Annotated in this window: 17 protein-coding genes and 1 pseudogene; 10 read left to right on the plus strand and 8 right to left on the minus strand. The window is 64.6% G+C overall.

Annotation, left to right across the window (positions count from 1 at the left end; genetic code table 11):
* The 3 genes and pseudogenes from ACQR1E_RS31765 to ACQR1E_RS31775 all read right to left on the minus strand — a co-directional run.
* Positions 1–4,073: pseudogene (locus tag ACQR1E_RS31765) on the minus strand (hypothetical protein); the annotation flags it as partial.
* 490 nt (positions 4,074–4,563) lie between these two features.
* A complete protein-coding gene (locus ACQR1E_RS31770; RefSeq protein WP_316165080.1) occupies positions 4,564–5,922 on the minus strand; it encodes a cytochrome c3 family protein in 1,359 nt (452 codons plus the stop codon).
* A 12-nt stretch (positions 5,923–5,934) separates the two neighbouring features.
* Positions 5,935–6,813 (minus strand): pyridine nucleotide-disulfide oxidoreductase, encoded by an 879-nt coding sequence (locus ACQR1E_RS31775; RefSeq protein WP_316165079.1) that lies wholly within the window; start codon positions 6,811–6,813, stop codon positions 5,935–5,937.
* 358 nt (positions 6,814–7,171) lie between these two features.
* On the opposite strand from ACQR1E_RS31775, the gene ACQR1E_RS31780 reads away from it, so the two are divergent.
* The 8 genes from ACQR1E_RS31780 to ACQR1E_RS31815 all read left to right on the plus strand — a co-directional run bounded on the left by ACQR1E_RS31780 (position 7,172) and on the right by ACQR1E_RS31815 (position 16,715).
* The gene (locus tag ACQR1E_RS31780) at positions 7,172–8,473 is read left to right on the plus strand and encodes an NAD(P)-binding domain-containing protein (protein ID WP_316165077.1); all 1,302 of its coding nucleotides are present in this window, start codon (positions 7,172–7,174) and stop codon (positions 8,471–8,473) included.
* Positions 8,460–9,962 carry an ankyrin repeat domain-containing protein gene (locus ACQR1E_RS31785; protein WP_316165076.1) on the plus strand — a complete coding sequence of 501 codons (1,503 nt, stop codon included), beginning with the start codon at positions 8,460–8,462 and terminating at the stop codon, positions 9,960–9,962. Before ACQR1E_RS31780 ends, ACQR1E_RS31785 begins: the two co-directional genes overlap by 14 nt.
* A 299-nt stretch (positions 9,963–10,261) precedes the next feature.
* Complete coding sequence (locus ACQR1E_RS31790; RefSeq protein ID WP_315754745.1) at positions 10,262–12,250, plus strand: heme lyase CcmF/NrfE family subunit; 1,989 nt, start codon at positions 10,262–10,264, stop codon at positions 12,248–12,250.
* 8 nt (positions 12,251–12,258) lie between these two features.
* Complete coding sequence (locus ACQR1E_RS31795; protein WP_315754748.1) at positions 12,259–12,795, plus strand: DsbE family thiol:disulfide interchange protein; 537 nt, start codon at positions 12,259–12,261, stop codon at positions 12,793–12,795.
* Positions 12,792–13,304 carry a cytochrome c-type biogenesis protein gene (locus ACQR1E_RS31800; protein ID WP_315754750.1) on the plus strand — a complete coding sequence of 171 codons (513 nt, stop codon included), beginning with the start codon at positions 12,792–12,794 and terminating at the stop codon, positions 13,302–13,304. Before ACQR1E_RS31795 ends, ACQR1E_RS31800 begins: the two co-directional genes overlap by 4 nt.
* Complete coding sequence (ccmI, locus tag ACQR1E_RS31805; RefSeq protein ID WP_316165074.1) at positions 13,301–14,620, plus strand: c-type cytochrome biogenesis protein CcmI; 1,320 nt, start codon at positions 13,301–13,303, stop codon at positions 14,618–14,620. The genes ACQR1E_RS31800 and ccmI overlap by 4 nt, the downstream gene beginning before the upstream one ends.
* A 63-nt stretch (positions 14,621–14,683) precedes the next feature.
* Entirely contained in the window at positions 14,684–15,337 is a 654-nt protein-coding gene (locus tag ACQR1E_RS31810) for a response regulator transcription factor (protein ID WP_315717732.1), read from the plus strand.
* A gap of 4 nt (positions 15,338–15,341) precedes the next feature.
* A complete protein-coding gene (locus tag ACQR1E_RS31815; RefSeq protein ID WP_316165072.1) occupies positions 15,342–16,715 on the plus strand; it encodes a HAMP domain-containing sensor histidine kinase in 1,374 nt (457 codons plus the stop codon).
* A 179-nt stretch (positions 16,716–16,894) separates the two neighbouring features.
* Here ACQR1E_RS31815 and ACQR1E_RS31820 read toward each other — a convergent pair whose 3' ends face one another.
* Positions 16,895–17,266 (minus strand): c-type cytochrome, encoded by a 372-nt coding sequence (locus ACQR1E_RS31820; RefSeq protein WP_315717730.1) that lies wholly within the window; start codon positions 17,264–17,266, stop codon positions 16,895–16,897.
* Positions 17,267–17,479: 213 nt separating this feature from the next.
* Here ACQR1E_RS31820 and ACQR1E_RS31825 point away from each other — a divergent pair, with 213 nt between their 5' ends.
* Both ACQR1E_RS31825 and ACQR1E_RS31830 read left to right on the plus strand, forming a co-directional pair.
* A complete protein-coding gene (locus tag ACQR1E_RS31825) occupies positions 17,480–18,652 on the plus strand; it encodes an FIST N-terminal domain-containing protein (RefSeq protein ID WP_434898000.1) in 1,173 nt (390 codons plus the stop codon).
* A complete protein-coding gene (locus tag ACQR1E_RS31830; protein ID WP_315717728.1) occupies positions 18,649–20,001 on the plus strand; it encodes a hybrid sensor histidine kinase/response regulator in 1,353 nt (450 codons plus the stop codon). The genes ACQR1E_RS31825 and ACQR1E_RS31830 overlap by 4 nt, the downstream gene beginning before the upstream one ends.
* Here the strand turns inward: ACQR1E_RS31830 and ACQR1E_RS31835 are convergent.
* From ACQR1E_RS31835 to ACQR1E_RS31850, 4 genes are all read right to left on the minus strand, one after another.
* A complete protein-coding gene (locus ACQR1E_RS31835; protein WP_316175945.1) occupies positions 19,955–20,689 on the minus strand; it encodes a response regulator transcription factor in 735 nt (244 codons plus the stop codon). The two genes, ACQR1E_RS31830 and ACQR1E_RS31835, sit on opposite strands and share 47 nt — an antisense overlap.
* A 207-nt stretch (positions 20,690–20,896) precedes the next feature.
* A complete protein-coding gene (locus ACQR1E_RS31840; RefSeq protein WP_316165067.1) occupies positions 20,897–21,586 on the minus strand; it encodes a response regulator transcription factor in 690 nt (229 codons plus the stop codon).
* A gap of 69 nt (positions 21,587–21,655) precedes the next feature.
* On the minus strand, positions 21,656–22,867 hold the full coding sequence (locus ACQR1E_RS31845) for a c-type cytochrome (protein ID WP_434845263.1): 1,212 nt from the start codon (positions 22,865–22,867) through the stop codon (positions 21,656–21,658).
* Positions 22,868–23,009: 142 nt separating this feature from the next.
* Positions 23,010–24,701 carry a PQQ-dependent methanol/ethanol family dehydrogenase gene (locus ACQR1E_RS31850; RefSeq protein ID WP_434845278.1) on the minus strand — a complete coding sequence of 564 codons (1,692 nt, stop codon included), beginning with the start codon at positions 24,699–24,701 and terminating at the stop codon, positions 23,010–23,012.
* Positions 24,702–25,538 lie beyond the last annotated feature (837 nt).

Consider the following 25,538-nt stretch of genomic DNA (forward strand, 5'->3'; position numbering starts at 1 on the left):
TTGTGGCAGCTCGCGCAGGCCGCCGTCGTGCCGGTGTGGCTGAACCGGGCGCCGCTGAACGTCGTCGTGCTCTTGTGACAGGTCTCACATGGCGCAGCGGTTGCGACGTGCTTCGGCGGCTTGCCAGGCGCGGTCATTCCGTTATGGCAGGATGCGCATGGCCCTTGCGCCGTCATGTGATTGAATCTGGAGCCGGCCTCCGTGGTGCTCGATCCGGCAAGCCCTGCCCTTGGATTGAACGTCGGCAGCAGCGACGGAAGCCGACCGGCATTCTTCGCTTCCGGCGAGTCGCTACCAGTATCGGTCGGCAAGAGCCTGCCGCGGGGATCGTTCGGCGAGAGTGGTGATGTCGCGGATGTCATTCGGGACGGCGTGCTCAACGGTTGCGGCACGGACGTCGTCGCGCCGCCAGCTTTGACCGAACTGTCGGGCTTGGAGGAACCGGACGAACTGGCGGAGGCCCCTGCTTCGGACCCCGCTGTCGGGGCCGTCGACGTCGCAGCCGTGTTCGCCAGCGGCTTGCTGCTGAACAGGAGCGTCGAACTGGATGGCGCAGCGGGCTTGGCGGCAGCGCCGGCCGCAGCAGCGGCCTGAGATGCAGCCGGTGCGGCGCTCGTACCGGGTGCTGCATCGGGATTCGTTGCTGCCGTCATCGTCCGGTTGGCGGTCGAGGCCGGCGTCACCGCCTTGACGGCCGGAGCCTGAGCCGGAACCACCGACCGCGCCGTCGTGGAGCAGCCTGCTGCCGGCTTCTGCGGGTCGTCGTCCCAGGTGGAGAAGTTGGCGGCGGCGCGCACGTGGCAGCATCCGCAATCCTGCGTCTTGGCGCTGTGATCCGGCCCCTGCGCACCTCTGCGGCCCTGGCTGCGATACGAGCCGTTGTGACAGCTGTCGCAGCGCGTGGCATGCACGGCAGCATGGCTCATCGTGTAGGTCGCGAAGCTCGCCGCCGTGTTGCTGTGGCAGTTCGAGCACTGCACGCCCGTCACCGGAATATGCGGCGGGGTGGTCAGGCCTTTCGCGCTCGAACCATTGTGGCAGGCGGAGCAATTGGTGTTGGCCGCGGAGTGGGTGAACGCCGCGCCGCCCCAGCTCACATATCCGCCGCTGGCGGCCTTGCTGTGACAGCTGACGCAGTCGGCGCCACCGGTGGCAACGTGGTTCGGGTACGACGCCGTGCCCATGGCCCCCTTGGTGCCCTGGCCGGTGTAGTTGCCGTTGTGACAGCTGTCGCAGCGCGCCGTCGATACCGCGGCATGGTTCATGGTGTAGGTCGCGAAGCTCGCCGCGGTGTTGCTGTGACAGTTCGAGCACTGCAGCGTTCCGGTCGGGATGTGCGGCGGCGTGGTCATGCCCTGCGCGGTCTTGCCGTTGTGGCAGGTCGCGCAGTTGGTGTCGGTGGCCGCATGCTTGAACGCGGCGCCGCCCCAGCTGGTGAAGCCGCCGCTCGCCGCCTTGGCGTGACAGCTGACGCAGTCGGCGCCACCGGTGGCAACGTGGTTCGGGTACGACGCCGTGCCCATGGCGCCCTTGGTGCCCTGGCCGGTGTAGTTGCCGTTGTGACAGCTGTCGCAGCGCGCGGTCGATACCGCGGCGTGGTTCATGGTGTAGGTCGCGAAGCTCGCCGCGGTGTTGCTGTGACAGTTCGAGCACTGCAGCGTTCCGGTCGGGATGTGCGGCGGCGTCGTCATGCCCTGCGCGGTCTTGCCGTTGTGGCAGGTCGCGCAGTTGGTGTCGGTGGCGGCATGCTTGAACGCGGCGCCGCCCCAGCTGGTGAAGCCGCCGCTCGCCGCCTTGGCGTGACAGCTGACGCAGTCGGCGCCGCCGGTGGCGACGTGGTTCGGGTACGACGCGGTGCCCATGGCGCCCTTGGTGCCCTGGCCGGTGAAGGAGCCGTTGTGGCAGCTGTCGCAGCGCGCGGTCGCCACCGCGGCGTGGTTCATGGTGTAGGTCGCAAAGCTCACCGCGGTGTTGCTGTGGCAGTTCGAGCACTGCAGCGTTCCGGTCGGGATGTGCGGCGGCGTCGTCATGCCCTGCGCGGTCTTGCCGTTGTGGCAGGTCGCGCAGTTGGTGTCGGTCGCGGCATGCTTGAACGCCGCGCCGCCCCAGCTGGTGAAGCCGCCCGAGGCTGCCTTGGCGTGACAGCTGACGCAGTCGGCGCCGCCGGTGGCGACGTGGTTCGGATACGACGCCGTGCCCATGGCGCCCTTGGTGCCCTGGCCGGTGAAGGAGCCGTTGTGGCAGCTGTCGCAGCGCGCCGTCGCCACCGCGGCGTGGTTCATGGTGTAGGTCGTGAAGCTCGCCGCGGTGTTGCTGTGGCAGTTCGAGCACTGCAGCGTCCCGGTCGGGATGTGCGGCGGCGTCGTCATGCCCTGCGCGGTCTTGCCGTTGTGGCAGGTCGCGCAGTTGGTGTCGGTCGCGGCATGCTTGAACGCCGCACCGCCCCAGCTGGTGAAGCCGCCGCTCGCCGCCTTGCTGTGACAGCTGACGCAGTCGGCGCCGCCGGTGGCGACGTGATTCGGATACGACGCCGTGCCCATGGCGCCCTTGGTGCCCTGGCCGGTGAAGGAGCCGTTGTGACAGCTGTCGCAGCGCGCCGTCGCCACCGCGGCGTGGTTCATGGTGTAGGTGGCGAAGCTCGCCGCGGTGTTGCTGTGGCAGTTCGAGCACTGCAGCGTCCCGGTCGGGATGTGCGGCGGTGTGGTCATGCCCTGCGCGGTCTTGCCGTTGTGGCAGGTGGCGCAATTGGTATCGGTCGCGGCATGCTTGAACGCCGCGCCGCCCCAGCTGGTGAAGCCGCCCGAGGCTGCCTTGGCGTGGCAGCTGACGCAGTCGGCGCCGCCGGTGGCGACGTGGTTCGGATACGACGCCGTGCCCATGGCACCCTTGGTGCCCTGGCCGGTGTAGGAGCCGTTGTGACAGCTGTCGCAGCGCGCGGTCGCCACCGCGGCGTGGTTCATGGTGTAGGTGGTGAAGCTCGCCGCGGTGTTGCTGTGGCAGTTCGAGCACTGCAGCGTGCCGGTCGGGATGTGCGGCGGCGTCGTCATCCCCATCGCGGTCTTGCCGTTGTGGCAGGTCGCGCAGTTGGTGTCGGTCGCGGCATGCTTGAACGCGGCACCGCCCCAGCTGGTGAAGCCGCCCGAGGCCGCCTTGCTGTGACAGCTGACGCAGTCGGCGCCGCCGGTGGCGACGTGGTTCGGATACGACGCCGTGCCCATGGCCCCCTTGGTGCCCTGGCCGGTGTAGCTGCCGTTGTGGCAGCTGTCGCAGCGCGCGGTCGCCACCGCGGCGTGGTTCATGGTGTAGGTGGCGAAGCTCGCCGCGGTGTTGCTGTGGCAGTTCGAGCACTGCAGCGTCCCGGTCGGGATGTGCGGCGGCGTCGTCATCCCCATCGCGGTCTTGCCGTTGTGGCAGGTGGCGCAGTTGGTGTCGGTCGCCGCGTGCTTGAATGCCGCGCCGCCGAAGCTCGCCGTGCTGGTGTGACAGGACTCGCACGGCAGATTGGTCTGGAGATGGTTGCTGGACTTGCCGCGCGCCGTCGTCCCGTTGTGACAGTTGGCGCAACCGGCGACGATGCCGGCGTGGTCCATCTTCATTCTGATGCGAAAACTCGCCGTCGACCTGTGGCACACATCGCATGGCGCCGCCGTCGTGATGTGATCCTTCGACTTGCCCCGTGCCATCACGCCGTTATGGCAGGTCGTACATGACGCCTTCGCCTGGGTATGATCGATCGCCCGAACGTCCTTCCATGTCGAGGTCTGGTGGCAGCTCTCACATCGCCTCGTGGACATCGGGTGGTTGACCGACATGCCCGCCGTCTGCGCGCCGTTGTGGCAACTGGCGCACTGCGTCTGCGTGCCCTTGAACCGCCCGCCGACGTGACAGGACGAGCACTCCACCCCGACATGGCTTCCGGTCAGCGGAAAACCTGTCGAGACATGGTCGAATGAGCTCTGCGCGGCAGCATGCCCTGCCAACACGAGAGCGAGCAGCATACAGGCGAGCAGCCACTGCACCATACGGTGCGAGGCTCGCGCCACCAGCCCCAGCTTGCTGTAGCAGCTGCTCAACTCCAACTCCGCTCTTCACTCTCGACTCGATCGCCAGCCGGACATCCGACGGAGACCGGCCGACCCCAATCCAGCCGAGACCGTTGAGCGTCCGCTGCTCGGCGGTCGCCCCGACAAATCCAAGACACCCTTGCGGATTTCCCCTACGGCCCGGCGGCACGTCTTCCCCAGCCACCGAATACTCGGAACGCTCCGTGCTCCCTTGATCGAGCGCTGCATCGATCGGGCGACGACGGAGTCATCGGCCAGATCACGCAGCCTTCGCTACGCCTACGACAGGGCTTCCAGAGACGCGCAAAGCTGGCCCAAAACTGGGCCAAGCTGAACTCAAGCTGAATGGAGGTTAAGGTTTCTGACGTCGCGCGCGCGCAATGGTCCCGCAAGCTCATCACGCAAGCCATTGATCTGCATGCGAACTGATAGCCGCTGCGAGCCGATGTCAGCTCGACACGATCTCAGACGCCGTGTGCGGCCAACGCAGCCGTTCGAATCAGTTCCTGATCTGAACGTTGCGCCATCCCGTTGCGACATGGCAGCGCTCGCACGTCTGACCGAAGGTGCCATTGTGCACGTCCGAGCTGCGATGACAGCTGAAGCAATCCATCGGCAACTTCAGATCCGGCGGCGACTTGGCCTTGTGACAGGCCTCGCACGTGATCTTCTGGTGGACACCGACCAGCGGGAATCGTGTCTGCCGCGCGTGATCGAAACGCCAAAGCCGCCACCCATTCGGATTGTGACAGCTGGCGCACCGCCCTCCAAGCTTCCCCTGGTGGAAATCCTTGTGGCAGCTTTCGCAGGCCATCGGCGTATTCTTGTAGGTCGGCGTCCGGTGGCACTCCTCGCAAGGCACCGACTTGTGCAGACCTATCAACGGAAAACGCGTAATCTCGTGATCGAAGGTGAGCTTCTTCCGCCAGCCCGCATCGCTATGGCACGTCTCGCAGCGTTCGCCGAGCTTGCCCTGATGCGGATCCTGCTTGCGGTGACAGGACACGCATGACGTCGCGAGTTTGTCCCGATAGAGATCACCCGTATGGCAGCTCTCACACTTCACCTTGGCATGCGCATTTCGCAGCGGGAAGCGGGTCTTGTCGTGATTGAAGCGGACCGTCTTCCATTTCTCCTGATCGTGACACGTCTCGCACTTGTCGCCGAAGCGGCCGCCATGGACGTCCTGAAGACGGTGGCATGAGCCGCACGACGTCTGCAGATCCTTGTATTGCTCGCCGGAGTGGCACGTCGCACAAGCGACCGACTTGTGGGCGCCCACGAGGGGAAACCGGGTCTTCGTGTGGTCGAACTCCTTGGTCGCGCGCCATTTCACCGCCGTGTGGCAGTTCTCGCAGCGTTCACCAAGCCGGCCGCGATGCGGATCGAGCGCCTTGTGACACTCGAAGCAGGTCGAGGGCGTGTTGCGGAACTTCACCTTCGCGACGTGACATCCCGCACAAGGCACGGTCTTGTGCGCATCGACCAGCCGGTAGTTCGTCACGTCGTGGTTGAAGGTTTCCTTGTCGAGTTGGACGATGTCGGTTCCACGCCCCTTGTGGTCGGTGTGACACTGCCTGCACTCCTGGCTCAGCGCCGCCTGGTCGCGTCCGTGCAGGCGCTCACGCTGCCTGCGATCGACGGCAATCTCCTTGTGGCAATCGAGGCAGAGGCCCGACTGTGCCTTCCGGGTATAGGCTTCGTGGCACTTTCCGCACTCGCTCTCGAGCTTGGCATGCTTCTCGGCCAGCGGGCCGGGCATGACCAGCTTTTCCAGCAACGTCTGTGCTCGAACTCCGGCCGATAGCATGGCAACGCCGGCCAGGACGGCGACAACGACCGCAACACGCCACCGCATCACGCAACTCCGTCAATAGTGATGGACGGCCCAGACATGAACGACGCCCGCCAGCAGCATGAGAAAAAACAGCGGCAGATGAAGCACATGCCACAGCGAAAACAATCGTTCGAAGAACGTCAGCTCAGCGGCCTTGCGCACTGCGGCGGCGTAACGCCGCACCACCTCCTCGATTCGCTTCTCGCGACGCCGTCGCTCGGACCACGACCATCGCGCGCGCTTGGCTTCGGCGCGAATGAGCCGGCGCGCTTCCGCAACCACATTGGCGCGCAGCCGTCTCGTCCGCGCTGCGATGACCGCGCCGGTCCGCAGGCTGCCCAACGCAGTTCGCGGCACCTTGTTGTCGAGCCCCTTGCTGAAGGCAGCCAGCTCCCGCGACACGAACGAGACGGCCTGCATCTCCTCACCGAGCTCCGTTCGCATTGCCTCGGCCTCGGCGAGCAGCTCCTTGACACGCGCTCTCCCGCCATGGAGGCCCATATGGATCTTGCCATAGATGTAACGGCCGATCACGCCGCTGATCGCCACGATCAGCATGGTGAAGAATGCCACGTTGCTGTTGAGCGCCCCCAGTTGGAAATTCGCATGGAATAGGATGAGCACGGGACCAATGACCCCGAGCAGCATGTGGGTCCTGAACCAGAACGGCACCGAGCCGATGCCGCGCAGCGACTTGAAGCGCTTACGCATCGAATAGGCCAGCAGCGACAGCATGGCGACGCTGCCGTAGATCCCGAGCCAGTATCCGGTGCCGGAGCCCGGCGTAATATACTCCTCCTCCTTCTGCAGCCACCCGACGGCAATCGCTCCGAGGACGATGACCGTGATGACGACCGGAATGGTTCCTCGAAGAGGATTGCCGCTCGCGCGAGCGACCGCTGCTCTGCTCATGACCTCGACGTTTCCTGTGAATCCCGAATGCCGGATCGGCGGAAGCCAGACCCGTTCGCGGAGCCCCGGATCTCAGTCGAGAGAGAACTTAGTGATAACCACTTGCAACAACCCTCTCCGTCTTCCGACACCGACGTCATTAGTCCGAAATCAGTGCGAGCCATATTTCCGCCGACGGCATCTGTTCAACGAATGATCCAATCCTGGTCTCCAAGACGTCAGATCATTCTGGAATTTCTATGTCGGCATCTCTTGAGAGGAATTTGCATCTAGCACCGCATCCGACCTTTTCACGCGGAGTTCGCGGTCGGCGACTCTCTATCTTCCGCTGTTAGTTCGTAAGAAAGAGAGAGACGACATGGCGATCGATCTCCTGATTGTCTACGCCGCGCCAATGCTCGGCGTCTGGGCCACTTACATGGCCGTGCGCAAGCGGAAGGAAATAAAGAGCGTCGCGAAGCTCTCGGCCGCCAAGGACGCCGGTCTTCTCGAGCCGGCATCGCTCCATCCGATCATCGATCCTGCCTCGTGCATCGGCTGTGGCTCATGCGTCAGGGCGTGTCCGGAGGGCGACATTCTCGGCCTGATCGGCGGCAAGGCGTCGCTGGTCGAGCCTTCGCATTGCATCGGACACGGCGCCTGCAAGGCGGTGTGCCCCGTGAACGCCATCACGCTGGTGTTCGGCACCGAAACGCGCGGCATCGACATTCCGAACGTGGATGAAGCGTTCCAGACCAACGTGCCCGGCATTTTCATCGCCGGGGAGCTCGGCGGGATGGGGCTGGTCCGCAACGCCATCGAGCAGGGACGCCAGGCGATCGACTCCGTCCGCAAGGTCAAGAACATCGGCAAGTCCGATATGCTCGACGTGGTGGTCGTCGGCTGCGGTCCGGCCGGTCTCTCCGCCAGTCTCGCCTGCCTGCAGCATCGGCTGCGCTTCGTCACGCTCGAGCAGGACTCGCTCGGCGGCACCGTCGCGCACTTTCCCCGCGGCAAGCTGGTGATGACGGCACCTTTCACGCTGCCGCTCGCGGGCAAGTTCAACTTCAGAGAGCTCAGCAAGGAGCAGTTGATCGCCTTCTTCATGAGCATCGTGCGCAAATCCCGCCTCAAGGTGAACGTCGGCGAACGCGTCGAGGCCGTCACGCGAGTCGGAGAAGGCTTCGACGTCAGGACGAACCGCGGCAGCTACAGAACGCATGCCGTGCTCCTGGCGATCGGGCGCCGCGGAACGCCGCGCAAGCTGGAGGCTCCAGGCGAAGAGCAGACCAAGGTCGTCTATCGACTGGTCGACCCCGAGCAGTATCGCGGCCAGCACGTGCTCGTCGTCGGCGGCGGCGACGCTGCATTGGAAGCCGCATGCTCCATCGCCGATGAGCCTGGAACGACGGTGACCCTGTCGCATCGCAGCGAGTCGTTCGGTCGCGCCAAGCTGAAGAACCGTCAACGGACGGAAGCAGCCGCGCAATCGGGCCGGCTCCGCGTCATCTACAATTCGTCAGTCAAACGGATCGGCGATGACGACGTCGAGATCGATGCCAATGGCAGCACGAGCACGATCCGAAACGATGCCGTCATCGTGTGCGTCGGCGGCATTCTGCCCACCGCATTCCTGAAGAGCATGGGTATCGAGGTCGAGACGAAATATGGCACGGCTTAAGTCCTCTTACGTCATCATCCCCCTGATCTGTCTTGTCGGCTCGACCGTGCCGTCGGTCGCCCCGGCCGGCGAAACGCCGGCCGGCGTGAGCTCCGAAGCATCCGCGAGCCAGGCGGCCGATGCCGCGATCCGCGCCGGACATCCCGAGGACGCACTGAAGCTGCTCGAGCGCGCCGCCAGCGCCGGCAATCCGGAGGCGCAGTACCGACTTGCATCACTTTACCGCGCCGGTCTCGGCACCAGAGCAGACGACACGCTGGCGTTCAAATGGATGGAGGCAAGCGCAAGGAAGGGACATGTCAAGGCGCAGTATAATGTCGCAGCGATGTGGCTTGCGGGCCGTGGAACGCCGGCCGATCCCGACCGGGCGCGGGACTGGCTACGCAAGTCGGCGGCGGCCGGCTATCAGCCCGCCGAGCAGTTGCTGGCCGACATGGTCAACCGAAATGCGCGCCCGCGCGCCGGGGAGCCGGCGCGCGAAGCTGCGCGCAGGCCGCCCCCGACGCTCGATGCGCAGGCCGCCATGCGAAACGGCCATCCGGCTATCATCGACGCCGCCCTGCGCGGCCAGTTCGATCCGATGCGCCAGCTCATCGCTGCGAAGGCTGACGTCAACGCGGTCAACGAGGACGGCGATACGCCTCTGGCGATCGCCGCGGCCGCCGGGCATCTTCGGCTGGTGGAGCTCCTGCTCGCCTCGGGAGCCAATCCGAACACCGGCAACCGGCGCGGCGACACGCCATTGATGCTGGCAGCGGACAAGGATCATGGAGACATCATCAGACTGCTGCTGACCAAGGCGGCCGACCCGTCTGCAGCGCGTGCAGATGGCGCGACCGCACTACTGATGGCGCTCAGCCGCTGCAACGGCGCCGCTATCGCTGCGCTCCTCGACGGCGCCTCCGGCAATCTGCCCGCGTTGGCAGACGGCCGGACCCCACTCATGATCGCGGTCGCGTCGTGCCCAAATGGCCCGCTCGATCGGCAACTCGTTCAGAGATCCGACCTCAACGCCGCCGATGGGCAGGGCCGCACCGCACTCTGGCACGCGGCCGGCAATGGCAATACGCACGCGATCGGACAACTGATCCGCGCAGGTGCGGACGTCAACCGCGCTGACACCGACGACAAGACGCCGTTGCTGAATGCCATCGAAGGCCGCAGCGCCGCGGCCTCGCTGCTTCTGTTGGACCATGGGGCCGACCCGAAACGCGCGACAAGAGGCGGAAATACCGCTCTCATCCTCGCTGCGCGCGCCGGGCTTGCGGATGTCGTCAGTGAGCTTCTCAGGCGCAAGGCCGACCCGAACATGCGCAACGGCCAGGGCATGAGCGCGCTGATGATGGCGGCCCATGAGGGGAATATCGGCATTGCGCACAGCCTTCTCGCCGCCGGTGCCGAAAAGCAGTTGAGGAACAAGCGCCGCGAACGTGCCACCGACATCGCCGCTGCCAGCGGTCACGGCGATATCGCCAAGCTTCTGGAATAGCGGACGATTTCGTTTCGCCACCCTGCCTATCATGCGGTCGACGTCGCGTTCGCTGCTCGACGGCGCGGCAGATGATTCGCACGCTATATCTCAATGAATATAACACTAAGTACCAAGACGCCCCGATGATACCGTTCTCCGGCCGTGAGTGCGAATGAGTTGCAGTTACACTACGATGCACGTCGATGGATCATCATCATTCCGTACGAATGATGCCTCATTCGGCGCATTGATTGTCGGCGCATCACAGACACTTGATAGTTAGCTGCAGGAATATCCGCTGCAGTCGGAGATACCACATGACAGCGGAGGTCGGATCGTTTGCGCTCATTCTCGCGCTCCTCGTATCGCTGGTGCAGTCGATCGTTCCGTTCGCAGCGCTGCGCCGCCAATCCGCGATGATCGCCGGCTTCGTTCGTCACGCTGCCTTGACCCAGTTTCTGTTCGTCGCGATCGCATTCGCATGCCTGACGTCGCTGTTCGTCCATTCCGACTTTTCAGTCCAGGTCGTCGCAGCGAATTCGCACACGCTGAAGCCGCTGCTCTACAAGGTCTCCGGAGTCTGGGGAAACCATGAGGGATCCATGCTGCTGTGGGTCCTGATCCTCTCCTTGTTCGGCGCGGCAGTTGCATTGTTCGGAACGAACCTTCCGGAGCGGCTGCAGAGCAACGTTCTCGGCGTGCACGGCATGATCGGCCTCGGCTTTCTGGCGTTCATCGTCTCGACGTCGAATCCGTTCGCGCGGCTGGTCGATGCTCCCCTCGAAGGCAACGGACTGAATCCGATTTTGCAGGATCCTGGCCTCGCCTTTCATCCACCGTTTCTGTATCTGGGTTACGTCGGCTTCTCGATGGCGTTCTCGTTCTCGGTCGCCGCGCTGATCGAGGGAAAGGTCGATGCCAGCTGGGCCCGCTGGGTCCGACCGTGGGTGCTCGCGGCCTGGTGCTTTCTCACGATTGGAATCACGCTGGGCAGCGCATGGGCGTACTACACGCTCGGCTGGGGCGGCTGGTGGTTCTGGGACCCCGTCGAGAACGCCTCCTTCATGCCGTGGCTTGCGGGGACTGCGCTCCTGCATTCCGCCCTGGTGGTCGAACGTCGGAGCGCCCTCCAGAGCTGGACGATCCTGCTGGGGATCGTGACCTTCTCATTGAGCCTGATCGGGACTTTCCTGGTGAGGTCCGGCGTGCTCACCAGCGTTCATGCCTTCGCACAGGACCCGTCGCGTGGCGCATTCATCCTGGCGCTCATCCTGGTGGCGACCGGCGGGGCGTTGACGCTGTATGCGATCCGAGCCCCAAGCCTGAAGCACGGTGCGCTGTTCGCAGCCGTCAGCCGCGAGAGCGGCCTCGTCCTCAACAATGTGCTGCTCACGGCAGCCGCGGCCACCGTGTTTCTCGGCACGTTCTACCCGCTCCTCGTCGACATGCTCGGAAACGACAAGATCTCCGTCGGTCCTCCCTACTACAACTTGACGTTCGTTCCGATCATGGTTCCGCTGCTGCTTGCCATGGTGATCGGCCCGGTTCTGAAATGGAAGCGCGATCTCCTCGTTGCGGCCCTGCAACGACTCCGCCTGGCCGGGGGACTTGCGGCATTCATTGCCGTCGCGATCCTCATCGCGACGTTCGGACAGCGTTTCCTGGTTGCGTTCTTCTTCGGCATCGCCGTCTGGCTCGTGATCGGCTCGCTGATGGTGCTGGCTCATCGCGTCCGCCTCGGCATGACGACTCCCTTGGCGACCTCGCTCAACCTCGCGCGCACCACCCCGCTCGCGGTCTACGGCCTGGTGCTGGCCCATGCGGGAATGGGCGTCACCGTCGCAGGCATTACCGGGATGACCGCGTGGGCCAGCGAGAAGGTGCAGATGCTGCGGCCGGGCCAGAGCCTGCAGCTCGCGGGCTACGACATCAAGCTGCGCTCGATCGGAAAATTTCCAGGCCCCAACTACGAAGCCGAGCGTGGCACGTTCGACATCACGCGGAACGGCAAGCCGTTCACGCAGCTTTCCAGCGAGCGCCGCTTCTATCCCGTCAGACAGCAGCAGACGACCGCCGCCGGCATTCGAACCAACCTGATCTGGAACGTCTACGTGACGCTCGGTGATCCCGACGACAAGGGCGCGTGGGCGGTGCGCTGCTACTATCACCCTCTGGTGCCGCTGGTGTGGATCGGCGCACTGATGATGGCTTGCGGCGGCTTCATCTCGCTGGCCGACCGGAGATTTCGTGTCGGTGCTCCGCGACGGGCGATGCGGGCCGTACCGACTGCCGTTCCTGCTGAATAGGACGAGATATGCCGCGCCTCCCCTATCTCATACCTCTCGTGGCTTTCGCCGCACTGGCCGCTGGACTGGCTTTCAGCCTGACCAACGATCCGCAGCGAATGCCCTCGACCCTGATCGACAAGCCGACGCCGCGTTTCCAGCTCGCGTCGCTCGACGGCAAGAGCGGCGGTCTTGCCAATACCGACCTGCAGGGCGACGTGGTCCTGCTCAACGTTTTCGCATCCTGGTGCCCCGGATGCCGCGTCGAGCATCCCATGCTGCTCAAGCTCGCAGAGAGCTCCGCGATCCCGATCTATGGGCTGAACTGGAAGGACGATCGGAACGACGGCAAACGTTGGCTTGCCAAGCATGGCAGTCCCTATGCCCGTGTCGGCTCCGATGAGTCCGGCCGGGCCGGCATCGATCTTGGCGTGACCGGCGTTCCCGAAACCTTCGTGATCGATCGGGCCGGCCGCATCCGCTTCCGCTATCCCGGCCCGCTGACCGAAGATGTATGGCGTGACGATTTCGAACCTCTGCTGAAGGCACTCAGGAGCGAGTCATGAACTGCCGGCGGATCAAGCGCGCGGCCGAAGCGCTGCTCGTCAGCTCGCTCGTGCTGACGGCGACATCGTCACCATCTCGTGCGGTGCTTCCCGACGAAATGTTGCGCGACGAGGGACTGGAGGCGCGCGCGCGCGCGCTGGGCCAGGAGCTGCGCTGCGTCGTTTGTCAAAATCAGAGCATTGACGACTCGAACGCTCCATTGGCGCATGACCTGAGGGTGCTGCTGCGCGATCGCCTGCAGGCCGGCGACAGCGACCGGCAGGCGGTGGACTTCCTGGTCGCACGCTACGGCAACTTCGTCCTGCTCAAGCCTCCCTTGCAGTGGAATACCATCGCGCTGTGGATCGGTCCCCTGCTCGCCCTGCTCACGGCCGTCGTCGGCTTCGGCCGCTACGTGCGCCGGGCGGCAGCCAATGCGAGTGCGCCCGAGGCGGAGCACGTCGCTCCGCTCAGCGCCGACGAACTCGAAGCCATCGAGGCGATCCTCGATCGACGGAGCCTTTCATGATGCTGTGGCTGATCCTGACGGCGATGATTTCCGTGGCCGCCGTGCTCATATCGACGCCATTCATCCGCAGCTACGAGCGGAGACGGTTGGCTTCGGCTCAGGGACTTGCCGTCCACCACGACCAGCTCCGCGAGATCGAGAACGAAACCGCACGCGGCCTGATCGACAAGTCGGATGGCGAGAACGCGGCCAGCGAGATCAAGCGGCGCATTCTCGCCGCAGCCGCCGCCGAACAGCCATCGGCGCCCTCCCTCACCAGCTCCGAACGAAAATTTGCGCTCAGTGTCGTCACGCTGACGGTGGTGTTCGGCTCCGTCGGTCTGTATGCGGTTGTCGGAAATCCGGATGTCCCCGCGGCCGGACCGGGCCAGACCGCCAGCAGCACCACGGCGAGGTCGGTTGGCGAGGCGCGATCCGACGCCGGCACCCAGGCCATTGCCTCGCTGGAGCAGATGACCGGCCAGGACGGTCGCGACCGACCGCAGCAGAGCAGCGGACTGCCGCCGGTCGAAGAGATGATCCAGCGTGTCCAGACCAGACTGGAGCGGAATCCCAAGGATGCCGACGGATGGCGGCTGCTGGGCTGGTCGCTGTTCAACATCGAGCGCTTTGCAGAGGCGGCACAGGCCTATGCGCGCGCAATGGAGCTGCGGCCAGGCTCGGCAGAATACCGCAGCGCACGCGGCGAAGCGCTGGTGCGGGCCGCGGACGGCACCGTCACGTCCGCAGCCCGCGCGGACTTCGACGAAGCACTCAAACTGGATCCCAAGGACGCGCGCGCCCGCTTCTTCATCGGCGTCGTGAAAGAACAGGAGGGAGACAAACGGGGTGCGATGGCCGACTGGACGGCGATCGTATCGGAGGCCGATCCGAACGAGCCGTGGCTGCCCGATCTCAAGCAGCGGCTCGGCGCGCTTCGTCGCGAGCTCGGAGAGGATGACGGCTCGCCATCGCCTGCCCGACCGAACCTGTCCGCCGAGCGCATGCAGGAACTCCTGCGCTCCGGCAAGACCTCCGCGACCGAGCCGGCGGAGCCGCGCGGCCCCCGCGCCGAGGACATTCGCAAGGCGGAAAGCATGTCCACACAGGACCGCAACCTCATGATCCGGGGCATGGTGGATGGCCTTGCGAGCCGACTCGAGCAATCACCGCGCGATGCAGAAGGCTGGATCAAGTTGATCCGCTCGCGGGTGGTACTGGGCGATGTCGAGGCGGCGAAACAGTCGCTGCAACGCGCATTGTCGGTCTTTGCGGAGGACGTCCCGGAGCGCACGCGCATCGCTGACGCAGCCAGAGAGCTCGGGATCAATCCATAGCGTTCGAGGCCCGATCAGCGTGTCCGCATCGTCGGAACCCGTTCGGCAACCGGAGGAATGGCAATGCGCATTCTGCTCATAGAGGACGAGCCCATCTACGCGGAGCGCATCAGGGAAAGCCTGGCCGATGCCGGTTTCGAGGCGGATCTCGCCACCGATGGCAAGCAGGGCTGGATGCTGGGCAACAGCCAGCCCTATGATGCCGCGGTGCTCGACCTCGGACTGCCGTGCATTTCGGGCCTCGACGTGCTGCAACGCTGGCGTCATACCGGGCACACGCTGCCGGTGCTGATCCTGTCCGCCCGCAGCGGCTGGGTCGAGCGTGTCAACGGCCTGAACGCAGGCGCGGACGACTATCTCGAAAAGCCCTTCAAGGCGCAGGAGCTCGTCGCGCGGGTCAAATCGCTGCTCCGTCGGGTCTCCAGCAGACCGGACGCCGTGCTCCGCCTCCGGCAGATCGAGTTCAACGCGGCGGCCGGCCTGGTCAAGAAGGACGGGGAGATCGTCGACCTGACTGCACTCGAGTTGCGCGTTCTCGAACTCCTCATGCGCCGCGCCGATCATATCGTGTCGCAGACCGAGCTGCTGGAGCACATCTATCCGAGCAGCGACCATCGCGACTCCAATACGGTCGAAGTCTACATTGCCCGGCTCAGGAGAAAGCTGGGGCGTGACTGCATTCGCACCGTCAGAGGCATGGGATATCGCTTCGGGTAGAGCAATGTTCAGCCGCAACTTCCGAGCCCGGATGCTCGCGGTCGCCGCGATCTGGATTTCCATCGTCTTGTTCGCCAGCGGGCTCGGGCTCTCGATCGTCATTCGCCGTGTCGTCGAGGCCCACTTCGATCATGACCTGCTGGATCACGCCCGCGAGCTCGCCGATCTCGTGGAACTCGACGCCACGCAGCGGCTGTTCATCGCCCGCGATCTGAGCGATCCGCGTTTCTCCCCTGCCCGTTCCGGAATGTATTGGCAGGTCATCCTGCAGAACGGCGAAAGCGCGCGCTCGCCGTCGTTGCAGGATGACCTTTTCCTTTCATTCACGCCCGACCAGAGTCGCGAGGGTTCCCTGCCCTCCTCCACGGCGCTTAGTGTGGAGGGACCGACCGGGCCGATGCGCATGGTCCGAAACATCAGCGAGCCGTCTCGCCTCGGGCAACCCGTCGAAATCCGTGTCGGTGCAGACGAGCGACTGATTAGTGACGAGATGCAGCACCTCAATCTGACGCTGACAGCGACGCTTGGTATCATGGCCCTCGCCATGGTTGGCACCGCCTACGCTCAGGTCGCTTACGGCCTGCGGCCGCTCCAGCGCATGAGTCGCGCCATCGTGGACGTGCGTAGCGGCAAGACCTCAAGGCTGCCTGAGGACCTGCCGGAGGAAATCATGCCGCTCGTCACCGAGCTGAACGGAATGATTGCGGCAAATCTCAACATGGTCGATCGCGCTCGCGTACTCGCAGGAAGTTTTGCACACGCGCTGAAGACACCTCTGGCAATTCTCGACGAGGAGGCAGCACGGCTGAAAGCGTCCGGTCAGGAGATCCACGCTCAGATTCTGTCGGAGCAGTGCTCGCGAATGGCGCTGCTCATCGACTACCAGACGGCGCGCGCAAAGGCCTCCACGATCGCGAATGCAGGTGCGTTTGCGGTCGTCGCAGACGTCTTGAGGAGCGTCATCAATACCTATTCGCGATTCAGCCCAGGGCACGACCGGCGGTTCGAAGTCGAAGGAGCAGCGGACGTCGTCGTTGCCTGCGACACCAACGATCTGACCGAACTCATCGGCAACCTGCTCGACAATGCGGCAAAATGGGCACGTGACCGCGTCGTGATTTCGATCGAGGATCTCGACAGCACCGTCTTGATCACGGTTGAGGACGACGGGCCCGGCATTCCAGTGGAACACCGAATGCGCGTGTTCGACGTGGGCACGAGACTTGACGACGCGAAGCCCGGCACTGGGCTCGGTCTGGCGATCGCCCGCGACCTGACCAGCCTCTATGATGGCCGACTGTGGATCGAGGATTCGAGAATTGGGGGCGTCGCCCTGAAGCTTTCGCTTCGAAAGAAGGGTGATCCAAGCTCATCGTGACATGCCTGGTACCCGCAGCCTCAAAACCGCTTGCAGAAACGCTGGCCCGACACCCAACCCGCTCATAGCGATGATGCCCTGGGCCAGCGCGCCAACGATGCCAGTCGGAATCGGCGAACGGCTCTTTTCCAACGGCGTGGCCTGCAGCGTCGGCAAAATCGCCAGCTTCCCCGGCTACGCTATTTCAGAGTCGAGAGATAGGCGACGACGTCGGCCCGCTCCTTCGCGTCCGCCAATCCTTTGAAATACATCTTGACGCCGTGAACGTCCCCGCGAGGATCGGCGATATAGGCATCCAGTGCCGTCGCGGTCCAGGGCGCATTGTTCTTTTTCATGCTCTCCGAATAGGCGTAGTCCGGCACAGCCGCTGGCTGCCGTCCAACGATGTTCCAGAGGCTCGGGCCGACCTTGTTGACGCCGATCTCGGCAGAGTGGCAGTTCTGGCAGATGCGCTGGAAGATGCTTTTCCCGGCGGCCGGATTTCCGTCGAGCGCGCGGGCGCTCGGTGCCAGGCAGGCGAGAACGGCGACAAGAGCGATGCGGCGGAGCATGCGAAATCTTTCCCTTTTCGATCCGGAGCGGGCGCGGGCCAGCCCCCCGGGACAGGCCGGTGAGCAGATCCGCGCGGATGATCGGACGACAGCCCGGCCCAAGTCCTTGTCCTGGATCAAGCCGCGCGGTTGCCGTTGCTGCTCAATTGGCCTAATCTTCTAAAAAAACGAACGATCACCAACAACCCAAAGTGTCGTTCTGGGAGGTGCCCGATGGGAGACGCCGATCCTCGGCCCCCGCGTCCGTCTGGCGTGACTGCTGCAAAGTCCAAGGCTGCGACGGAGGCCGCTGCGGCGGCCGACATCTGCGGCCAGTTGCCGGCCGACGGGTTGGCGATGGTGCTGATCTTCCTGTCGCCCCACTACGATCCAAACGAGTTCATGGTGGAGGTGACGACCCGTCTTGCGGACGTCCCCGTATACGGCTGTACGACGGCCGGAGAGCTGTCGCCCGATGGCTGGGACGACAACAGCGTCGTCGCTCTCGGATTTGCCGCCGAGGATTTCACGGTATTCGCACAGCCCATCTTCGGGTTGTCGGGCTTTCGCGTCGATGAAGGACGTCGCCTCGGCAACCAGATGAGGCAGGACCTCTCGCAGCACGCTGGTCGCGACGACGACGGCGTGTTCGGGCTCGTCCTGATCGACGGCATGTGCCAGCGCGAAGAGGCGATCATGTCGGCGATCTACGCCTCGCTCGACAACATTCCCCTGGTTGGCGGGTCGGCCGGCGATGGTCTGCGGTTCGAGCGCACCTGGGTCTTTCACGACGGCAAGGCCCACACGGACATGGCCGTGCTGATCCTGATCAGGACGTCATTGCCGTTCCGGCTGTTCAAATGCGACAATTTCGAGCCGACCTCGACCAAGATGGTGGTGACGGAGGCCGATCTCGAGCAGCGTATCGTCAAGCAGCTCAATGCCGAGCCGGCGGCGGAGGAATATTGTCGCGCGATCGGAATAGCCGATTCCGAGCTCGACCCGTTCCTGTTTGCGGCCCATCCGGTCCTGGTGCGCGTGGGAGGCTCCTATTTCGCGCGCTCGATTCAGCGCGTCAGCCCTGACGGCTCGCTCCGGTTCTTCTGCGCGATCGACGAAGGAATGGTGCTGACGGCGGCGAGGTCACGCAACTCCGTGGCGGCCGCCCGCGAGATGCTGGCCGAGGTCCGCGACGAGATCGGCGAGGTCTCGATCTTCATCGGTTTCGAGTGCATCCTCAGGCGTCTTGACGCAGAGCAGCATCAGTTTGCGCGGGAAATGTCCGATCTCTATCGCGACAACCGGATCGTCGGATTCCATACCTATGGCGAGCAGTACGGTTCAATGCACGTCAATCAGACGCTGACCGGGGTCGCGATCGGCAAACGTGGAGCGGCGCAGCCATGACCGCCGCGGGGTCTCCGGAAGACCTGCAGCGCGAGGCGGCCAAGCTCAGGAAGATCAACGCCGCGCTGATGTCCCGGGTCGAACGCTCGATGGACCAGCAGTTCAATGCGTTCTCGCTGTTCGAAACGGCGATCGCGCTCGATCAGCAGGTGCGCGAGCGGACGCGCCAGCTGCGTGATGCGCTGCGTTCGATCGAAACCGCCAACAAGGACCTCTTTCGGGCCAAGCAGCAGGCTGAAGCGGCCAGCTCCCTGAAATCCTCGGTTCTCATCTCCGTGACGCATGATCTGCTTCAGCCGCTAAACGCCGCGCGGCTCACGCTCTCGACCTTGGCGGACGAAGTCTCGTCCGATCGCGGAACGGCCATGGTCGGCCAGGTCGACCATTCGCTGGCCATGCTCGAGGATCTGCTGCGGTCCCTGCTGGAGATTGCCAAGCTCGATGCCGGAGCCCTGCGCCCCGATGTCAGGCCCGTTCTGCTTTCGACCCTGTTCGAGCCGCTCGAACGCGAATTCGCCCCGATCGCGGCCAAACGCGGGTTGTCCCTGCGCATTTGTCCGTGCTCGATCGCCGTGGTCTCGGATGCCATGATGCTGCGGCGCATCTTGCAGAACCTCCTCGCCAACTCTCTGCGCTACACGCGGCGAGGCGGCGTCGTCATGGGATGCCGGCCGGGGCCGGGAGCAGGCCGGGTTCGCATCGAGGTCCACGACACCGGCCCGGGCATTCCCAAACCGCAACAAGAAGCGATCTTTCTCGAATTCCAGCGCGGTCAGCCGAGCGCCGAGGATCAAGCCGGCTTCGGGCTGGGCCTGTCGATCGTCCGCCGCTTCGCCAAGGCATTGGACCATGAGGTCGGGCTGGCTTCGCGGGTTGGACATGGGTCCACGTTCAAGCTCGAGCTCGACCGCGCCGACCCGGCAGCCGTACTGCCGGATCCGCATCCTGCGGATCACGTCGACCACGACTATGGCGGGCTCGAAGGCGCCAAGATCCTGCTGATCGAAAACGACCTGGCCACCGCCGAGGCCATGGTCAGTCTGTTGGAAAAATGGGGCTGCGACGTCGTGGCGACGGCGTCGCTGAATGACGCTTTGCAGCGTTTGAGTGCGCTCGGGGCGGTCCCCGAGACGATCATCGCGGATCTCCACCTGGATGGCGACGAGAGCGGGCTTGCCGCCATCCGGGACATCAGGCAATTCCTCGGCCGAGATGTTGCGGCCATGATCGTGACGGCCGACTATTCCGAAGACGCAGCCAGGGAAGCAAGCCAATACGGGCTCGAGATCTTGACCAAGCCGGTCAGGCCTGCGGAGCTTCGCGCGCTGTTGTCGTTCTTGCTGTCTTGAGCGCCTCAGCGCCGTTTGCCCGAGCCGGCGTGCGCGGCTCGCCGATGAGGTTCACGAAGTCGATCTTTTCCATCTCGATGATGGCCTTGGTCCTGCTCATGACGCGAAGCTTGCGCAGGATCTCCGAGACGTGGACCTTCACCGTCGTCTCGCAGATCCCGAGCTCATAGGCGATCTGCTTGTTCTGCAGTCCGCGGCGGATCAGGTCGAGCACGCGCAGTTGCTGCGGCGTCAGCTCGTGAAGACGCTTCAGGAGGTCCTGAGCAGGAAGTCGGCCACGGCGCGCGCTGGCGCAGAGGGAGCCGCCTTCAACATGGACCTCGCCCCGCAGCACGGCCTTGATCGCGTCGGCAAGTTGCTGCTTCGAAGTCGATTTCGAGATGTAGCCGGAGACACCCAGCGCGAGAACATGGGCGACGAGGTCCGGGTCCCGATGCGCGGAAACCACCAGGATCGGTGTGCGCGGCGCGGTCTTGCGGATGCGGATGACGCCGGAGAGGCCGGTCGTTCCGGGTGTCGAGAGGTCGAGCAGGATCAGGTCGAATCTCGGCGGAGATGAAAGAAGCCCGACGGCCATGTCGACGGACGTCGCCTCGCGCATCTCGGCATCAGCCAGAGCGGCGCGGATCGCGCTCTCCAGCGCCTCCCGAAACAGCGGATGGTCCTCGACGATGAGCAATCGAGCCACGTGCCTGCCTCCCCCGGCCGGATCGAAGATCCGGATCATTCAGTGTCGCGGATCCGACATTCAACCAGCGTGCGGGCTGCGTCTTCGAAGGACCGTCAGAACCGGAGCATCAGCGATACCGCGTTGGTTGGCATCAATCAACGATCAAGACGCCATCGACGTCGCTACGCCTGCGGTGGCCGTGGAGTCGTGCGGCGCAACAATTCGCTACGGGTGCTTTCGACTCGAAGCGGTGCGCGATCCCTGCCGGTCGGCCGGCACGTTCAGCGCGATCTTGCCGATCTCGATGACGGCCTTGTTGCGGCTGAACAGACGGAGTTTTCTCAGGATCTCGGTGATGTGCGCCTTGACGGTCGACTCCGCAAGCTGAAGCTCGCTGGCGATTTCCCGGTTCTGATAGCCACGCCTGATCAGGTCGAGGACGCGAAGCTGTTGTGGCGTCAGCTCCTCGAGACGCGCCTGCAGCGCGCGAGATGACCCCTTCCCGTGGCGCTCGACGACGGGCACGAAGTCTTTCGGGACCGAGATCGAGCCGCTGAGCACGCGCTCGATCGCCGACGTCAGCTCACGCTTCGAGGTCGACTTCGGCAGATAGCCGGCCGCGCCGAGCGAAAGCGCCTCGCGCACGACGTTCTGGTCCTCTTCACTCGAGACGATCGCGACCGGAAGCCGCGGATACGCGGCGCGAAGCCGCTGGAATCCCGAGAAGCCCATGGCATCGGGCAGCGTCAGGTCGAGCAGCGCCAGGTCGATGTCGGGTTTCATTGCGAGGGTGGTGAGCGCATCGGCAATCGACAGCGCCTCGAAGATCTCGGCGTCGGGATGCGCCAGACGCACCGCGTTGCCGAGAGCTTCGCGAAACAGCGGATGATCGTCGATGATCAGAAAGCGCGTCATGTCCGACCTTCACTCGCCGCCAGCACGTGCCGGGTGATCCGGCAGATCGTGTCGGCCGGTGTCCCTCCTTCAATTTGCCGTTTCTGACGACTGCACAGTCAGCAGGAACGTATAGATGCTCTCGAACTGGTCGTCGGTAAAGACCTCCTTCCAGGCGGGCATGCCCTTGGAGGGACGGCCTTCATGCACGGTGGTCCAAAATTTGTCGCGCATGTCCTCGCCGTAGCGGGTCCGCAGCCGTCGCAGGTCGATGCGCCGTTCCGCCTGCACGGCGTCTGGTCCGTGACAATGCGCGCAGGTGCCGTTGAAGATCTCTTTGCCCAGCGTCACCGCCTCGGTCTTCGACTCGCTCGCAGTCGAGTCCGAAACCCTCATCACGGCGGCCTCGGCGACCGGCTGGCGGAGAAGCTGAGCAGGGTCAGTCGCCGACGCCAGCCTGATCGGGCGCGGCACGGCGCCGAGCCTGATCGACGGCTCGCGCGGCAGCCCGTATTTGACCGCCAGCTCGGCGATCCGCGGTGCGAGCTGCGGCAGCGCGGCGTCGATCTGATCGCGCAATTGCGTGGAGCTTTTGGCAAGGCCGATCGCGGCATCCCAGGACAGACCGTCGCCCTCGACCGGCTGGATCCGGAAGCTGCTCTGGTAGATCGTCTTGTTCAGCCAGCCTGCAACCGGCCCCCAGATGAAGGCGATGTCGGCCTTGCCGTGGGCCAGCGCCGCCAAGCCTTCGTCCGGTGTCAGCACCGTCACCTTCTCGATGTCGTCGCGCTGGGCCAGCAGATTTTGCGGCGTGGTCTGGTATTGCACCGCGACGCGCTTGCCTCGAAGGTCGTCGATGCCATGGACCACCAACGTTCCGCGGCTGACGAGCGCGTAGGTCTCGGTCGCGATCTTCTTCGAGAAGATCACGGCCGGTCCCATGAAGTCCGCTGACAGCGGCAGGCCGATCATCGCGTCGCACTGCTTGCCCAGCAGCGTCACGCGCACGGTTCGCTTGCCGAAATAGGATTTGTACCAATCATACGTCACGGGGCGGCCGAGCTCACGCGACAGCGCCTGGCCAACCTCGAGATAGAATCCCGGCTGCGTTGGATTGTCGCTCGAGAACGGAAGATTGGTCGGATCCGCACAAAGCCGCAGCGGCTCCGCCTCGTTGGCCAGGCCCGCCGCCGACGCGGCCAGCACGGTGGAGGCCACCAAGGCGACGAGAGCCGTCGCGCTTGCTGTCAGTTCGGCGGTGGCCCGCCAATTCGAGCCAGTCTGACGGCGATTCAGGCGCATCCTCGATCCCTCAGGTCTTGTTTATCTGCTTGTACGGCTCGGTCTCGCGGCCGGGCCGTCTTCGTCCGCTTGATGCGGATTGGCTGAACGCCGCGCGTGTCCCCGCGGCCGGGGCCACGCGCAGCCGTCGCGAGCGTTGCGGTTATTGGACCGCGAACACGAACAGAGCGCCGCCCTCGGGAGCTGCGTTCGTCATCTTCTTGCCGATCTCGCCCAGGAACGCCGGGATCGAGGCGGTGCGGCCGACGACGACGGCAACGTACTGCTTGCCGTCCACCGAGTAGGTCACCGGACCGGCGCCGATGCCGGAGCCGAGATTCTTCTTCCACAGAATCTTGCCGGTCTTGGCGTCGATGGCGCGGAAGTCGCCGTGAAGATTGCCGGAGAATACCAAGCCGCCGGCGGTGCTCAGCGTGCCGCCGTTGAACGGAAGGTCTTCCTGGATCGACCAGACCTTCTTGTTGTTCACGGGATCCCAGGCGATGAGTTCACCGAGGAACCCGCCGGGGCCTTCCTTGGTCGGGAATTCCGCACCGAGATAGAACACGCCGCGCTTGTACGAGACGTCGCTGACCGACCAGTCCATGCAGACATTGTTCGCCGGGATGTAGACCAGGCCGGTGTCCGGATTGTACGACATCGGCTGCCAGTTCTTGCCGCCGATCAGGTTCGGGCAGACGTCCTTGACGGGATGTCCGGGGCCCGGCCGTTTGTCCGGATCCTCGACCGCGCGCAACGTCGAGGTGTCCCATTTCTGCGCCCAGTTGGCGAAGACGTATTTCTCGGCCGAGATCACCTTGCCGGTCTCGCGGTTGGCCACGAAGAAGAAGCCATTGCGGTCGGCCTTCATCAGCGTCGGGACAGCCGCACCGCCAACCTTGAGATCGGCGAGAATAGCCTCGTTGACGCCGTCATAGTCCCAGGCATCGGCAGGCGTGGTCTGGATGTGCCACTTGATCTTGCCGGTGTTCGGATCGAGCGCCAGCGTGGATGCCGTATACAGATTGGTCAGCTTGCCGAAATCGCCATTGCCGGTCGAGCGCACGGCGGTGTTCCAGGGACCTGGATTGCTGGTGCCCCAATAGACCGTGTCGCTCTTCGGATCGTAGGAGCCGACCAGCCAGGCCGCGCCGCCACCATGCAGGCCGGTGTCACCCTTCCAGGTCTCGCTGCCGGGCTCGCCGGGCGCAGGCACCGTGTAGGTCTGCCAGACCATCTTGCCGGAGTTGATGTCGTAGGCCTGCAGCGAGCCGCGCACGCCGTACTCGCCGCCGCCGAATCCGGTGATGACCTTGTCGCGCACGACCAGCGGCGGCGAGGTGATCACCGAGCCCTGCTTGTAGTCCACCACCTTGGACGTCCACAGCTCCTTGCCGGTGGCGGCATCGAGCGCGGTCAGCTTGCCGTCGAGCCGGCCGACGAACAGCTTGCCGTCGGCATACGAGATGCCGCGGCTGTTCACGTCGCAGCAGGCATATTGCAGCGTATCGTCCGGAATGTCCGGCTCATAGGTCCATTTGCGCGCGCCGGTCGCGGCATCCAGCGCATAGACGTATTTCGGCCCCCACGACGTCGAGACGTAGAGCGTGTTGCCGATCACGATCGGCGAGGCCTCGTTCGAGCGTAGCGAGGCCAGCGAGAACGAATAGACCAGCGACAGCTTGCCGGCGTTCTCGGTGTTGATCTCCTTGAGCGGGCTGAACCGGGTGTTGCCGTAGTCATGCCCGGTCATCGCCCAGGCGCCGGGCTCGCTGGCGGCCTTCAGCGCCGAGTCGTTGGCGCGGACGCCCAGCGTGCCGGCGACAAGGAAGGCAACCGTCGAGATGCCAGCCAAGAATCTCCTGCTCGTGAAGTTCATCAGTTCCCTCCGCTTATGTCTTTGTTGTGGTCGTATGGCGCGTGCGCCAGCCCCAAGATGAGCAGTCGCGCTGCAAGCAACGGGGCGATTACAGCATCAGCTCCGCCCGGCTCTCATAGGCGGAAGGTAGTAGGCGCAGGGGATCGGGGTTGAACGCCGATTATCGCGCCTTTTCAGCGACTTCCCTGAATTCCGTGACCTGCGGGCGGAAGGATCGTTGTCGCCATGATGAACGAGGCGCGCTTCTACCGCGCGGTCTCGTGGCCGCCCGGCGTCCTCGTGGTCGCCACACCGAGGGAAGCCCTCGCTCTCGAGATGACGCCTTGAATAACCCGGACCGAACGGCGGCATCGTTTAGTTCGGCGAACGCATCGCGGCACGCCCCCGCTCATCTGGCGATCATGGTTGAGCGATGACGCCACGCAGGCGCCGCAGGGCGGGCAAAGGCGCGCCAACAACGATGGTGTCATGCACGATCTCGCACGAGCCGTGCCCACCGCCCCCACTGGCGCCAATGGTGGCACGCGTCGCCTTCGGCGTCGCTTTGCCGTCCCATGGCAGCGTCACGTGCGGCGGAGTCGGGGTGCACGGCGCGACGGACTCCGTCAGCGTCATCAAGCTGATTTGGCCCGTCCACACCTTCTGAAGAAAATAATCTTGTTGCTATTTTTCCGAATACATGTTTGTGTATCGCCATCCTGGAACCGCCGAGAGGGGCTTCGCGATCGTCACGAGACGTGGGGTCTGGGGATGCGGTGGCCGCGGGCGTGCTGCAGCGGGCTCACGGGCTCGCCGACGAACGGCAGGTTTGCG

The organism is Bradyrhizobium sp. HKCCYLRH1030 (genome assembly GCF_051168395.1).
Taxonomy (GTDB): Bacteria; Pseudomonadota; Alphaproteobacteria; order Rhizobiales; family Xanthobacteraceae; genus Bradyrhizobium.

Coding starts and splice junctions, on each gene's coding strand:
- ACQR1E_RS31770 (WP_316165080.1), bottom strand. CDS start 5,922: ATGCGGTGGCGTGTTGCGGTCGTTGTCGCCGTCCTGGCCGGCGTTGCC.
- ACQR1E_RS31775 (WP_316165079.1), bottom strand. CDS start 6,813: ATGAGCAGAGCAGCGGTCGCTCGCGCGAGCGGCAATCCTCTTCGAGGA.
- ACQR1E_RS31780 (WP_316165077.1), top strand. CDS start 7,172: ATGGCGATCGATCTCCTGATTGTCTACGCCGCGCCAATGCTCGGCGTC.
- ACQR1E_RS31785 (WP_316165076.1), top strand. CDS start 8,460: ATGGCACGGCTTAAGTCCTCTTACGTCATCATCCCCCTGATCTGTCTT.
- ACQR1E_RS31790 (WP_315754745.1), top strand. CDS start 10,262: ATGACAGCGGAGGTCGGATCGTTTGCGCTCATTCTCGCGCTCCTCGTA.
- ACQR1E_RS31795 (WP_315754748.1), top strand. CDS start 12,259: ATGCCGCGCCTCCCCTATCTCATACCTCTCGTGGCTTTCGCCGCACTG.
- ACQR1E_RS31800 (WP_315754750.1), top strand. CDS start 12,792: ATGAACTGCCGGCGGATCAAGCGCGCGGCCGAAGCGCTGCTCGTCAGC.
- ccmI (WP_316165074.1), top strand. CDS start 13,301: ATGATGCTGTGGCTGATCCTGACGGCGATGATTTCCGTGGCCGCCGTG.
- ACQR1E_RS31810 (WP_315717732.1), top strand. CDS start 14,684: ATGCGCATTCTGCTCATAGAGGACGAGCCCATCTACGCGGAGCGCATC.
- ACQR1E_RS31815 (WP_316165072.1), top strand. CDS start 15,342: ATGTTCAGCCGCAACTTCCGAGCCCGGATGCTCGCGGTCGCCGCGATC.
- ACQR1E_RS31820 (WP_315717730.1), bottom strand. CDS start 17,266: ATGCTCCGCCGCATCGCTCTTGTCGCCGTTCTCGCCTGCCTGGCACCG.
- ACQR1E_RS31825 (WP_434898000.1), top strand. CDS start 17,480: ATGGGAGACGCCGATCCTCGGCCCCCGCGTCCGTCTGGCGTGACTGCT.
- ACQR1E_RS31830 (WP_315717728.1), top strand. CDS start 18,649: ATGACCGCCGCGGGGTCTCCGGAAGACCTGCAGCGCGAGGCGGCCAAG.
- ACQR1E_RS31840 (WP_316165067.1), bottom strand. CDS start 21,586: ATGACGCGCTTTCTGATCATCGACGATCATCCGCTGTTTCGCGAAGCT.
- ACQR1E_RS31845 (WP_434845263.1), bottom strand. CDS start 22,867: ATGCGCCTGAATCGCCGTCAGACTGGCTCGAATTGGCGGGCCACCGCC.